A 13,253-nucleotide genomic window follows, 5' to 3' on the forward strand; every position below is an offset into this window, starting at 1 on the left:
AATTCTTTCTCATTTTTAAAACCTGACAGCCTTGGATTTGCACCTGTGGCAATTATTATTGTCCTAGCTCTATAGACATCTTTTTTACTCTTTAAAACTTTAATTACACCCTCAATGTCAACATCTAATATCTCATCTTTAGCAAATTTTACACCAAAGTTCAAAGCTTGATTTTTCATTCTCTCGCTTAAACTCGTTCCCGTACAATTCTCAATGGAACCTGGATAATTCTCGAGTTCATCCGTTGTAGTTATCTGTCCTCCATATTTTGCCCTCTCTATCAGCAAAGTGTCCATTTTAGATCTCGCTGCATAGAGACCTGCCGATAGACCTGCTGGCCCTCCTCCAATTATTATGCAATCATATATATGTTCCATTTTATACCTCCTGACATTGTTAAAATACAAACAATTTTTTCTATTAAAGCACCCACTTATTTTAGTCTTACAACAGCTATAATTATACTCTTACCCCTATAAATTTATTAGAGATTATACTTTACTAAATCATAATCTATCAAAGAAAAATCATCTAATATCTTTTTACTCCAATGTGAAATACCATGATTTTTTAAAAATTTTTCAGTAGTGAGAATCCCCCTTTCTATATAGTTCAAGGACTTAATATCCACAGTATTTCCAGCTCTTTTAGTTATTATGATAGTTCTATATGGAATTTCATTAGGCTTTATGCCACTTACAAGCGGATGGGTCAATAATATATGTTTCCCATGTATATAATCTCTAACTCTTTCCAATACATCTACAGTAGTGCCATTTATAAAATCTATTTTATATTTATCTGCCAGCTTCTCTCTACACATAGGATTATTAGTAACTACTATTATAGGTTCTATCATATTATTTTTTCCTTTCAAAATTTTCAGTTAAATGCATATAAAATTAAGGACAGGGTAAAAGAGTTCTCTTTTACCCTGTCCTTTTTACCTGAGAGATTTACTCCTTCGGTGCCAAAAGCTTTCCAGAGTTTCGTCCTTTTTCGGTCCTTTGGCCTGAGAGATTCACATTATTTAAGAGAAATAATACTTACTCCTTCGGCTATCCACTTAAGGATACTATAGAACAATTTCTACAGTTAAGTAGTCTTCAAAGAAAATTTCTATGAAACCTTTCTTTATATCTCAAGAAAAGCAGCCAATATGCAAAATCATTTTGCGTATTGCTTAAATTTCTACTTAATCTCCCGAAAAATTCATCCAACTTATAATTATTTTTTATTTACTTTAATTATATATTACCTCTGAATACTTTTCTATATATTCCAATAAGATTCTATATTCCATTTTTTTATACAATCTATAATATTATTGTATTAATATTAACAATGTACTTTAATATCATTATCTCTCTACAATATTTCCCTCAGTGGATATTATAACCTCTTTATAGGGAACTATTATTCCAGATCTCAACATTGAATTCTTAACCGCATTTACAATACCACTGCAGCAGGGCACTTCCATTCTCACTACAGTTATACTTTTTAAATCATTATTTTTTATGATTTCCGTAAATTTTTCTTCATAGTAATTTATATCATCCAATTTTGGACATCCTATCAGCACAATATGATCTTTAATGAAATCTTCATGAAAATTCCCATAAGCATAAGCTGTACAATCAGCTGCCACCAAAAGTTCTGCATTTTTTAAATAAGCTGCTTTAGGATTTATAAGTTTCAATTGAACTGGCCATTGTCTAAGTTTCGATATATTTCCTATATTTTCTCCACTCGTACTTACATGTATTTTTGATTTTGGAACCCTGTTTATAATTCTTGCTGCCGTTCCAGGGCATCCACAGGGCAGGTCAACTTTAAGATTCAGTTTTTCTTTTTTCTTCTCCACAACTAATTTTTCATCATAATCTTTACTTTCCCTTTCAATTATGTTTATTGCATCTACAGGACACTCTGGAAGACAATCTCCGAGCCCATCACAGTATTCATCGCCTATAAGCTGTGCTTTCCCGTTCACCAATTCTATGGCACCCTCATGACATGCATTTACACATAAGCCGCATCCATTACATTTTTCTCTATCTATATTAACAATTTTCCTCTTCATTTAAATTCCTCCCTTGTTTTTATGCCTTTATTATAATAAAATGAAATCATATAATCCGTATCTTATGTTACCATTATAAATTATAATCAATATTGAGGTTGAAGAAAATTATGAAAGACATATATGGTGCATTGAGTAACTGCATACTGATGAAAAATTTTTCAGAAAATGAAATCAAAAGCTTTTTAGGAAAATTTAGCTATACTCTTGTTTCCTATTCAAAGGGAGAAATCATAGCTATTGAAGAATCAACTTGCTCAAAAATAGGGATAATTACAAGTGGAACTCTGGAAGTACAAAAGATATTTTCTTCGGGAAAAGTCATTACTATAGGCAGTTTAAGAGAAAGTGACATATTTGGAGAAGTTATAATATTTTCCAATAGAAGCACCTACCCTGCAACTATAACAGCATCAAGAAGTGCATCTGTAATGTTTATATCAAAAGAGGACATATTGAAATTATGTAATCTGTTCCCTGTATTTCTAAATAATTTCATGTCCCTTTTATCTAATAAAATACTAATGCTGAATAAAAAGCTCAAAAATATATCCTATGAAACCATTCGCCAAAAAATAGCATCTTATATTTTAGACGAATATTACCACCAAAAGAGTCCAAAAATAACTTTAAGTTGTACTAGAAAAGAAATGGCTGAGCAACTTGGAATCCCAAGGCCGTCACTTTCAAGAGAACTTGTAAATATGAAAAAAGACAATCTAATAGATTTCAACAGAAACTCTATACTTATAAAAAATGTAGATACTCTGGAAAATCTATTGTTTTAACAATTAATAAAAAAGGGAAACGAAAAATTGTTTCCCTTTTATTTACTATTCTAGCATATTCCTCTTCCACATCCACCACATAATAACAATAATATTATTATTATTATTATTGAACTGCTTCCGCGTCCACGATCACAACATCTGTGTGACATAAAGACCCCTCCTTATTATCCTTAAATTATAATATATAATTTTAAGTTATCTTAATTTCTTATCTTTTGTCCTTTCTTTTTATTAATTAACCAAAATTCTTAAAACCAAAAGAATTATATTCAGCAAAGTATTAAACATTATTTACTAAATATATTTTACTTTTGTGCAACTTGACAGCTTCTACCTAGCACTTTCTTCCAAAATCACCACAGTCAATGCCACAACACAATATTAAAATTATTATTATAACCAATATTTCCTTTCCGCTTCCTCGGCTACCACAACTTCTACGTGACATAAAGATCCCTCCTTATCATCTTTAATAATTATATTATTAGGTACTCTTTTTTTTCATCATGTGTTCTATACTTTTATAATATTAATTAACTTAGCAAATGTGACTTTTATTTTCTAAAATAATTAAAAAATCCTTCCATTTGTGCTATTGTATAGTTATAGACAATATTATTAAAATTGGGGGAACCTATTATGGAAAAAATCGAAATTGAGAATAAACTTCAGCAGGCTTTTGAAACTTTAATGCCCTACATGCAGTATTTTTTTGATGATGAAATAGCTTTTACCATGTCAAATACTACTCACTTTATAAAAGTAGTAAATAGTAAAAACATAAACATGAACGCAAAAGCTGGAGATCCTCTTAGGCCAAAGGGGGCAGCCTATGAATGCATCAAAGCCAGAAAAGTCTATTCCTCTATAATTCCAAAAGAAACTTTCGGAATTGAAATAAAAGCCATAGGAATACCCGTAAGGGAAAATGAAAAGATAATAGGCAGCATAGTTCTTGTAAAAAGTTTAAAAAGACACTATGAATTCAAGGAAGTGTCTAAAATCCTATCAGAATCTATAGAAAATATCTCACATGCTTCAAGCATATTATCCTCTGGAATAGAAAACACCGTAAAATCCAATAAAGATATACTAGATGAAGTAAAAGATGCTTTAAATAAATCAGAAAATACAGATGAAGTGTTAAATTTTATAAAAAATATAGCTTCTCAGACCAATCTTCTTGGTTTAAATGCAGCTATAGAAGCTTCAAGGGCTGGAGAACAGGGAAAAGGATTTTCAGTAGTGGCAAATGAAATAAGAAAATTATCCAATTCAAGCAGTACCTCCATAAATGAGATAAACTCAACCCTGACTGAAATACAGAAATCTGTAAGCAATATATCAAAGGGAATTTCATCTACAACTGATACCTTTAAAAATCAACTGTCTCAAATACAGGAGCTGGATGCCTCAATAAATAGCCTGAGCACGTTAACAGACAAGCTAAAAGAATTATCAGAATAGTTTTTTGCTGCATAATTTTATATGAAAATAAGCTCTAGGATTTAGAACAATATTATATTTCCTGAACCTTAGAACTTATTTTCAGTAAAATCAGCACTTTACTTTATCTTTTAACATTCTAGGCAAAGTAAGTGCCATTATAAATACATATAATCTTCATGCCATATATACTTTAGATGTTTTTCTTCAAACTGAAATCTGGAAATATATCCCCTATTTTTTTCCCTACGTTATTTAAATTTTGCTGACTTTTATATTTGCTCAGCAGATTTTTTTCATTTCGATCCAAGACATTCAAATCTTCCAGGCATTTAATAACCGTAGGCCATAATGCTCTGGTATTGCCATCTTCTATCTTAATCGCTACTCCTAGATTCATATCTTTAATTCCAATACAATACACACCTTCTGCTCCAAACTTTCCAATAATTTTATCATTAGTATTTTTTATGAGATCAGTGCAAAACCCATCAGTGCCTGCTACCATCTCGGGAGCATTATTCATTGCCCTAAATACTCTATTTGCCGCCTTTTTATAACTTTGAGGGAGTCCATTACCACTGGCAATTCTGGAATAACCCAGTGCCATATTATACAGTGGCATTCCAAAAACAGGTACAGTACATCCATCTGTTCCTATAATGATGCTTTCCTCTTCTATGGAGCAAACTCTAGATATTATTCTTTTAATCTCCTTTTGAACAGGGTGCTCAGGTAAATTATAATCCTCCAGGCTATATCCCTCTAAAACACATACGGAGAGTATCCCAGCATGTTTTCCTGAACAATCCGTATAAGTGGGGTTTAATTTTATATGATCCCATAAAAGTTTTTTAGAATACTCTTTATTCAACGATAACGTAGAACCGCATAATAAATTATCTATTTTAAGTCCTAATTTTTTTAATATTTTTTCTACAGTCTTTATATGAAATTCTTCTCCATAATGTGAACCACACATTATGGATATTTCTTCATCTGTAAAAGAAAATTTCTCTGCTGCTCCCGACAATATAACTTCTAAAGTCTGTATTGGCTTTGCTGCAGAACGCATATAAGTTACTTTATGTGAATTTCCCAAACTACAGACAAGATTCCCTTTACTGTCCACTACTGCTATATCTGCTCTGTGAACACTTTCAACCAAAGATCCTCTTGTAACTTTAACAACTATTTCTGACATAAAAATTCCTCCACTAACTTAAATTATAATTAAGTATTCTACTCTAATTCTATTTTTCTTCTAATCCAAAAAAACTTTCACATATTATCAAAGTTCTCATTAATTCTATATTATAGTAAGCAAAAATATATTATAATATATAAAAGATCAATACCAATCAATTTATTTTTGATGGAATTTTACATAATTTATGGATTAGGATATAATAGTTATGTATAAAAAGCCATTATCTTTTAATTCTAACTTTTTACAAGAGGTGACATACATTTTGATTAAAGATCTGCTGAAGGGCTCTAAAGTAACACTTACTTCTTTCAAAGATTTTCACTTAGCTTCTTTAGAAACATGGTATAATGATATATATTTTCTAAGAAATTTTGACATGATACCTGCTTTCCCAAGAAGTGCTCAAGAATTAAATTCTACACTAAATAACTTAAGAGAATCCCAGGATAAATTTATGTTTGCAATAAATTCCATAGAAGATAAAAAAATAATTGGAATCACAGGTTTTGAAAATATATTATGGAATAATGGTGCTGCTACAATATATATAGGAATCGGCGAAAAAAATTATAGAGGCTGTGGAATAGGAATGGAAGCTTTATATCTAACTATGGAATTTGGCTTTGAAGAATTAAATCTTCACAGAATACAGCTCACTGTTATATCCTATAATAAACCCGCCATAAAGCTTTATGAAAAATTGGGTTTTAAAAAAGAGGGAACTTACAGACAATTTATCTATAGAGATGGAACTAGATATGACATGTATCTTTATGGAATATTAAGATCTGAATGGGAATCAACCATAAAAAATAAGAGGAGGTATCATCAGTAAAATAATAGTATTACACTATAATGTGTACCATCTATTAAACTGTAGAAATTTTATGCTTACATTTAAACCTATTACTATAGATGACAAAATAATCTTTGACAAATACTTAAATAAATACAATTTCAATACTTGCGAATATTCCTTTACCAGCCTGATCATATGGAAAGAAGGCTGTGATGTTCAATACACCATTTATGACAATGCACTTATCATAAAGAAAAAAGATTTCAATGAAAATTACTATTTTATGCAGCCTCTCGGATACACTGCATCAAACTTAAAAAATATAGTAAGAGAACTGCTGAAATACAAGGAAGAACATTCTATGCCTTACTTGTTCAAAGATCTCGAGCAACCATTTCTAGATGAATTGAAGAAAATTTACGGTGACAACATTCAGATAAGGGCCGACATAGATAATTTTGATTATATTTATGACTCCAGCAAACTCATAAGTTTATCAGGTAAAAAACTTCATTCTAAAAAAAATCACTACAACTATTTTGTGAAAACCTATGATTACAAAGTTAAAGACTTCTCTGAACCAGGTGTAAAAGACGACATTAAAAAAGCCGCTGAAAATTGGTATGAGAAAAACAATAAAGGCGACAGACATTTATTTTATGAGCTAAAAGGTATCAAAGAAATTGTGGAAAATATGGATTTTCTAAATTTAAATGCTATAGCAGTATATGTTGCTGACAATATAGCTGCCTTTACAATAGGTGAACGTCTGAATGACAATATGGGAATTATACACATAGAAAAGGGCTCCTCTTCCGTAAGGGGAGTATACACTTTTGTCAACAAAACTTTTGTGGAAAATTATCTATCCAATGTTAAATACATTAACAGAGAACAGGATTTAGGCATTCCCGGTCTCAGAAAAGCCAAAAAATCATATCATCCCGTAAAAATGTCAGAAAAATATTGTGTGAATTTTTCTGGCGCTATTATTTACAGCTGAGTGCATAACTATGCTTATGAACTTAAAATTTAATCTGATCTTTATATAAAAGGACAAAGTTTAGGGTTCAAATATAGCAGATTTCCAAATCAAGTTATTCTTAAGTTCAGATAAAGTTTGATAATTTTGAACCCTATTCCTTGTCCCTTAATCTCGGTGTTATTTCAAATCTTTATTTACTATCAAATTTTTTTGACATCCTTCCATCCAATCTACAAATTGTCTTGCAGTTCTTGCAGATCGTCCATTATACCAGCGTTCCCATTTAAGTGCTTCTCTATGAAGTTTTTCTCTATCAAAGCCTAATTTTCTTTTTTGGGCAATACCGTCTACAATCTGCAAATAACCAGTTTTATCTGGAGACGTAAATAGCACATTTATTCCAAATCTATCTGCCAATGAGAGTTTCTCCTGTACACTATCCTCTCCATGAACTTCATCATCAATATCAAAAGATGCCGCTCCCTTTCTGTCACTAAAATATTCTTTTACAAGATGTCTCCTATTGGAAGTAGCGTATATCAATATATTTGAAGATCTATTTTCAAATCCACCCTCCAGCATTGATTTAAGTGCAGTATAGTTCTCTTCATTGTCTGAAAAAGCTAAATCATCTATAAATATAATAAATTTCTGGGGTTTGTTTTTTAATCTTCTTATTATCTCCGGAAAGTCCTCCAGATATGCTTTAGGAAGTTCAACCATACGCAGCCCTTTATTATAATATTTATTAAGGATGGCCTTAACCGTTGAGGATTTGCCGGTACCTCTATCCCCATGAATCAGCACGTTATTGGCAGGGAATCCATTTAAAAACTGTACTGTATTTTCCTCTACAATCTGATGCTCTTTTTCATAGCCAATAAGATCTGAAAGTTCAATAGAATCTGGATCTTCAATTCCTCTGAAATGTCCCATTCCATTAATATGTTCCCATACAAAAACCCTATATTTTGCAAACATGCCGCATCCATAAACATTGTGAAACTTTTCAAGATCATCAATACACTTGCTCCACTTGCTACTACAGTGAAAACTTTTTTCTATTGACTTTATGTGTTCAGGATAATTTTCTTCTTTAAATTCATCTTCCGCCTCCCATTGAGGAAATTTTAAAATCATTTCTTTATACACATCTTTATCAAAATGCTTCAGCAATTGTCTCTTTATATCAGAAGAAGTTAACTCAGCAGTGTTTTGAAGTTTTTCAAGATCCTCAGCTGCTGCATTCTTGATTATGTTTCTATTCCCTTTAAAATTTCCCTTCTCAGCTTCAAGTGAAAAAAAATTTTCACTAAAAATTATCTTGTCAATAATATAATCCTTTAAAGAAAAATATCCACTTTCTACTAGATTAAAGAAAAATTCATTGTATAAATTGGCCGTAGATTCCATATTGATTTTCCCCTTATCAATATATTCTACAAGTTTTTTTAAGCTGTCTATTACATTATCTTTAAGCAAATTTCTATAAATAGAAATGGAATCCAAAGTTAATTTTTTATATTTTATGTCGAAATCTGCTTCGTAATTTATGCTTTTCATAAATAGCCCCCTCCTATAAAACATTATTTATCTTTCATTTTAACACATTGGTCATCAAAACCACACGTATATAAATTAAAATTTGCGATTTATAAGCTCAAAAAATGAAAAATTATGTTATAATAAATATAAATAAAAATCATAATAAAGTAGAGGTTGATTATGAGTACAAAATTAACAATATTAGAAGAAAAACTTAAATCACTTGAAAGTGTATTAATAGCATTCTCCGGTGGAGTTGACAGCACATTTTTATTGAAAGTTGCACAGGACGTCCTCAAGGATAAAGTTATTGCCGTAACTGCAACTTCCTCTACCTATCCTAAAAGAGAATTAAATGAAGCCAAAAAATATGCAAAATCCATAGGAGTAAGACACATAATTATAGAATCAGAAGAACTTGATATTAAGGGATATTCACAAAATCCAGTGAATAGATGTTATTATTGTAAAAAGGAACTGTATTCAAAACTTAAAAAGGTTGCAGATGAAAATGGTATAAAATATATTTTAGATGGTTCTAATTTTGATGACATAGGTGATTACAGGCCAGGAATGAAAGCAGCCAGGGAGCTTGGAGTTATAAGTCCATTAAAAGAAGCCAAATTGACCAAACAGGATATTAGAATATATTCTAAAGAAATGGGTTTACCAACATGGAATAAACCTTCTTTTGCATGTTTATCTTCTAGGTTTCCCTATGGAAACGAAATCAACAGCAAGAAGTTAAAAATGGTGGAAGATGCAGAACAATTTCTACTGGATTTAGGTTTTAGGCAAGTTAGAGTAAGACATCACGGTGAAATTGCAAGAATTGAAGTTGCTCCAGAAGAGAGAACTAAATTTTTCAATTTGGATACAATGGACAAAGTTGGAAATAGATTAAAAGAACTAGGATTCACTTATGTTACTCTGGACATTTTAGGCTATAAAACGGGAAGTATGAATGCAGTACTAAAAAGAGCTGCACAACTTAAATAACTGTTGAAATCTATTGTAAAAGTAAAAGTGACTGCCTCAGAATTTTTTGAAGCAGTCACTTTTTAGTTTACTTAAACACCTTTATTCTATCCTTTAATGGTTTAATTTCTTTTTCTCCGGCTCCTGAAACTGGTTTTCCAAAAGGAAGCTGTGCAATTAATTTCCAATTATTAGGTATCCCATATGTTTTCTTCACCTCTTCGTCAATAAGTGGATTATAGTGTTGAAGTGAAACACCCAGACCTTCTATCTCCAAAGAAGTCCATATTATAAACTGAAGAATTCCAGAACCCTGCTGGGACCAAATAGGGAAATTATCCTTATAAAGTGGGAAATTCTTTTGAAGTTCTGATATGACGTCTTGATCTTCAAAGAATAAAACAGACCCATAACCTTTTCTAAAAGAATTGATCTTTTCTCCTGTCTTTGAGAAATTCTCATCAGGAACTATCTTTCTAAGCTCAGCTTCCGTAATATCCCACAATTTATCATGGTTTTCTCCAAATAGCACCACTACTCTTGCACTCTGTGAATTAAAAGCAGAGGGTGAATTTTTTACCGCTTCTTGAACTACTTCTATTATTCTATCCTCAGGCACAATTTTTTTCTTATCTATACCATATATGGTTCTTCTATCTTTAACTGCCTCATAAAAATTCTTACTCATATTATATACCTCCAATTTAATAATTATTATCTGTTGATATAAATTATACACTATCTGTCTAAAAATTCAATACATATAAGTAAAATTTTTCTTTATTTGCATAATTGATTTAAAAAATATATTTATTCTACTATAATGTAATTTGTAAATATAATTTTCAGAAAGGTGATTACCATGGGAAACCCTATAAAAATATTAGTGGTAGAGGATGATGCTGATATTAATAAACTTCTCTGTCATATGCTGCAAAATTCAGGATACAATACAGTGTCCGCATATTCCGGAACAGAAGCCCTGCTGAATTTAAAAGATGAAAATTGGGATATGGTAATTCTAGATTTAATGCTTCCTGGATTAGCTGGTGAAAAAATTCTGGAGAAAATAAGAACAGCTAGAGAAATGCCTGTAATCATAATTTCGGCCAAAGGGGACACAGAAACCAAAATTCAGGCACTTAGAACAGGCGCAGATGATTATATAACAAAACCCTTTGACATAGATGAAGTCTCTGCTAGAATTGACGCCAATCTTAGGAGATATAAAAAATTTTCTAAAGAAGACAATTCTATATTAACTTACGGAGAAATTTCTTTAAATAAAGATACAAGAGAAGTGTTTGTAAATCAAGTTCCCATAAACCTGACTACACGAGAATTTGACATTTTGGAGCTTTTAATATCATACCCCAGAAAAGTATTTACAAAAACAAATATATTTGAAACGGTCTGGGGAGAAAATTATCTGTGTGATGACAATACAATAAAGGTCCATATAAGCAATTTAAGGAATAAAATTCACAGTGCAAAACCTCTCCATGAATACATACAAACTGTATGGAGCATTGGATACAAGCTTCAGGTATAATCTTTACACTTAATTTACCTTTCCTTTACCCTTGATTATCCATAAAATTTTACAATTGATATATTCTATAGAGAAGGGAGCATAGTTATGACCGATTATGTCGTAAAAACCACTGATCTCAGTAAAAAATACAAAAATAATTTAGTGGTTAACAATTTAAACTTAAATATTAAAAGAGGTAAAATCTATGGATTTATAGGAGAAAATGGAGCTGGTAAAAGTACAACCCTGCGGATGCTTACAGGGCTTTCAAAACCCACTTCAGGGAAAATAAATCTATTTGGATTTGATTCTGAAAATAAAATCAGCAATATAAGAAAGAGAATTGGAGCTCTGGTTGAGTCCCCTGCATTTTATCCCAATATGTCCGCCTATGAAAACCTGGAGGCCTGCAGAATACAAAAGGGCATACCTGGTAAAAAATGTACCGAAAAAGTTTTGGAATTTGTAGATCTCTCAAACTGTGGTAAAAAGAAACTTAAAAACTTTTCAATGGGCATGAAACAAAAACTCGGCCTTGCCATAGCCTTGATTGGAAATCCTGAACTCCTGATACTTGACGAACCCGTAAATGGTCTTGATCCTATTGGTATTGTACAGATGAGGGAAAAGCTGAAAAAATTAAATAAAGACAAAAATATGACCATTATTATTTCCAGTCATATTCTGGGAGAATTATATCAGCTTGCCAGCTGTTTTGGAATAATTCACAGAGGAAAGCTTGTGGAGGAGCTGACTCTTAAAGCTTTGAACAAAAAATGCAGAAGAAGCTTGAATATAAAAGTAGATAATATCCAAAAAACTGCAGTAATCCTAGAAAGAAAACTCAATACAACCAATTTCACTGTACTTCCTGATAAAACCATAGCTCTATACGATTATATAGACAATCCCGGAAAGGTGTCCTCTATTCTTTCAAAAGAAAATATCACCATTGAACAGATATTAGCTACAGGTGAAAATCTGGAGAACTATTTTATAAATTTAGTAGGAGGGCTCAAATAATGTACAATCTATTAAAATTTGAACTATATAAATTAAAATACAATACAGTTTTTAAAATATCGACGATAATTACGCTGTTTTTGACCTTCCTCGTCTTAAAACTATTTTACTCCCACTTGGACATAATTGTGATATTTTCCTTTATACACGGCCATGAAACCTTTGGATTTTTCATAAATAAATTTCACAATATATTCACTCCCACTGCTCTGGAATTTTTTAAATCCTCTTTTGGATTCAGCGTAATACTTATAATATTATCATTATTTCTCGTAGGCTCCTATATTATAAACGAATACAGCTATGGCACGGTAAAAAACACCTTGTCCTATGGACACAGCAGATCTAAAATATATCTATCCAAAATCATAATAATCTATCTATCAATTTTTATACTTCTCATTTTATTGTTGTTTCTGCCACTGGCAGCGGCGCTTATTTTAGGCTGGGTAAAATCCATTTCCGCTTACACTGCAGTAAAAATTTTTAAATATACCCTGCTTACATACTTGATTCTTATAACTTTGGCCAGCGCCTATACCTGTCTTGCAACTATAATAAAAAGTAAATCCATAATTATTGCCCTGGGAATGATACTTTTATTTGTAAATGCAGGTGGATTTTTAATCAACTTAAAATTTGACATATACACTCCCATCATCATGCTTATGAAACTTGGAAGTTTGAATTCCTCTCCATCGGATATTTGCAATGTAATATCAATTTGCACTATTATTATTTTAGTATCCCTGGGGCTTGGAATTATAACATTTAAAAATCAGGATATCAAATAGAGAAAGAAGGTGCTGTATACAATCTGGATAATATATGTATTAATATTTTGCATCTTATTTTT

At 31.2% G+C, this 13,253-nt stretch carries 14 protein-coding genes and 1 riboswitch; of the genes, 8 read left to right on the plus strand and 6 right to left on the minus strand.

Going from position 1 to position 13,253, the window contains the following annotated elements; translation table 11 throughout:
• From ACFHWD_RS12305 to ACFHWD_RS12315, 3 genes are all read right to left on the minus strand, one after another.
• A partial coding sequence (locus ACFHWD_RS12305) for an NAD(P)/FAD-dependent oxidoreductase (protein ID WP_378062095.1) occupies positions 1-377 on the minus strand: 377 nt, incomplete at its 3' end.
• Positions 378-484: 107 nt separating this feature from the next.
• On the minus strand, positions 485-859 hold the full coding sequence (locus tag ACFHWD_RS12310; RefSeq protein ID WP_378062097.1) for a GrdX family protein: 375 nt from the start codon (positions 857-859) through the stop codon (positions 485-487).
• 65 nt (positions 860-924) lie between these two features.
• Positions 925-995: riboswitch (glycine riboswitch) on the minus strand.
• A 365-nt stretch (positions 996-1,360) separates the two neighbouring features.
• Positions 1,361-2,086, minus strand: a complete 726-nt coding sequence (locus tag ACFHWD_RS12315; RefSeq protein ID WP_179977635.1) for an ATP-binding protein — start codon at positions 2,084-2,086, stop codon at positions 1,361-1,363.
• 110 nt (positions 2,087-2,196) lie between these two features.
• On the opposite strand from ACFHWD_RS12315, the gene ACFHWD_RS12320 reads away from it, so the two are divergent.
• A complete protein-coding gene (locus ACFHWD_RS12320) occupies positions 2,197-2,874 on the plus strand; it encodes a Crp/Fnr family transcriptional regulator (protein ID WP_150358800.1) in 678 nt (225 codons plus the stop codon).
• A 642-nt stretch (positions 2,875-3,516) separates the two neighbouring features.
• A complete protein-coding gene (locus tag ACFHWD_RS12325) occupies positions 3,517-4,344 on the plus strand; it encodes a methyl-accepting chemotaxis protein (protein WP_150358802.1) in 828 nt (275 codons plus the stop codon).
• 172 nt (positions 4,345-4,516) lie between these two features.
• On the opposite strand, the gene ACFHWD_RS12330 is transcribed toward ACFHWD_RS12325, so the two are convergent.
• Complete coding sequence (locus ACFHWD_RS12330) at positions 4,517-5,527, minus strand: asparaginase (protein ID WP_150358803.1); 1,011 nt, start codon at positions 5,525-5,527, stop codon at positions 4,517-4,519.
• Positions 5,528-5,738: 211 nt separating this feature from the next.
• On the opposite strand from ACFHWD_RS12330, the gene ACFHWD_RS12335 reads away from it, so the two are divergent.
• Both ACFHWD_RS12335 and ACFHWD_RS12340 read left to right on the plus strand, forming a co-directional pair.
• On the plus strand, positions 5,739-6,368 hold the full coding sequence (locus ACFHWD_RS12335) for a GNAT family N-acetyltransferase (RefSeq protein ID WP_268253928.1): 630 nt from the start codon (positions 5,739-5,741) through the stop codon (positions 6,366-6,368).
• Between the two features lie 52 nt (positions 6,369-6,420).
• Entirely contained in the window at positions 6,421-7,335 is a 915-nt protein-coding gene (locus tag ACFHWD_RS12340) for a DUF2156 domain-containing protein (RefSeq protein ID WP_150358246.1), read from the plus strand.
• 159 nt (positions 7,336-7,494) lie between these two features.
• On the opposite strand, the gene ACFHWD_RS12345 is transcribed toward ACFHWD_RS12340, so the two are convergent.
• On the minus strand, positions 7,495-8,880 hold the full coding sequence (locus ACFHWD_RS12345; RefSeq protein ID WP_378062102.1) for an ATP-binding protein: 1,386 nt from the start codon (positions 8,878-8,880) through the stop codon (positions 7,495-7,497).
• A gap of 162 nt (positions 8,881-9,042) precedes the next feature.
• Between ACFHWD_RS12345 and larE the strand changes: the two genes are divergently transcribed.
• Positions 9,043-9,861, plus strand: a complete 819-nt coding sequence (larE, locus tag ACFHWD_RS12350; protein WP_150358244.1) for an ATP-dependent sacrificial sulfur transferase LarE — start codon at positions 9,043-9,045, stop codon at positions 9,859-9,861.
• 67 nt (positions 9,862-9,928) lie between these two features.
• Here the strand turns inward: larE and ACFHWD_RS12355 are convergent, their stop codons facing one another.
• Positions 9,929-10,528: a nitroreductase family protein gene (locus ACFHWD_RS12355; RefSeq protein ID WP_150358243.1), complete on the minus strand. Its 600-nt coding sequence runs from the start codon at positions 10,526-10,528 to the stop codon at positions 9,929-9,931.
• Positions 10,529-10,702: 174 nt separating this feature from the next.
• Here ACFHWD_RS12355 and ACFHWD_RS12360 point away from each other — a divergent pair, with 174 nt between their 5' ends.
• From ACFHWD_RS12360 to ACFHWD_RS12370, 3 genes are all read left to right on the plus strand, one after another.
• The gene (locus ACFHWD_RS12360) at positions 10,703-11,392 is read left to right on the plus strand and encodes a response regulator transcription factor (protein WP_150358242.1); all 690 of its coding nucleotides are present in this window, start codon (positions 10,703-10,705) and stop codon (positions 11,390-11,392) included.
• A gap of 87 nt (positions 11,393-11,479) precedes the next feature.
• Complete coding sequence (locus ACFHWD_RS12365; RefSeq protein ID WP_150358241.1) at positions 11,480-12,397, plus strand: ATP-binding cassette domain-containing protein; 918 nt, start codon at positions 11,480-11,482, stop codon at positions 12,395-12,397.
• Positions 12,397-13,191, plus strand: a complete 795-nt coding sequence (locus tag ACFHWD_RS12370) for an ABC transporter permease (protein ID WP_229981947.1) — start codon at positions 12,397-12,399, stop codon at positions 13,189-13,191. Before ACFHWD_RS12365 ends, ACFHWD_RS12370 begins: the two co-directional genes overlap by 1 nt.
• Positions 13,192-13,253 lie beyond the last annotated feature (62 nt).

The sequence above is a fragment of the Clostridium sp. MT-14 genome (genome assembly GCF_042436595.1).
Classification (GTDB): Bacteria; Bacillota; Clostridia; order Clostridiales; family Clostridiaceae; genus Clostridium_B; species Clostridium_B aromativorans.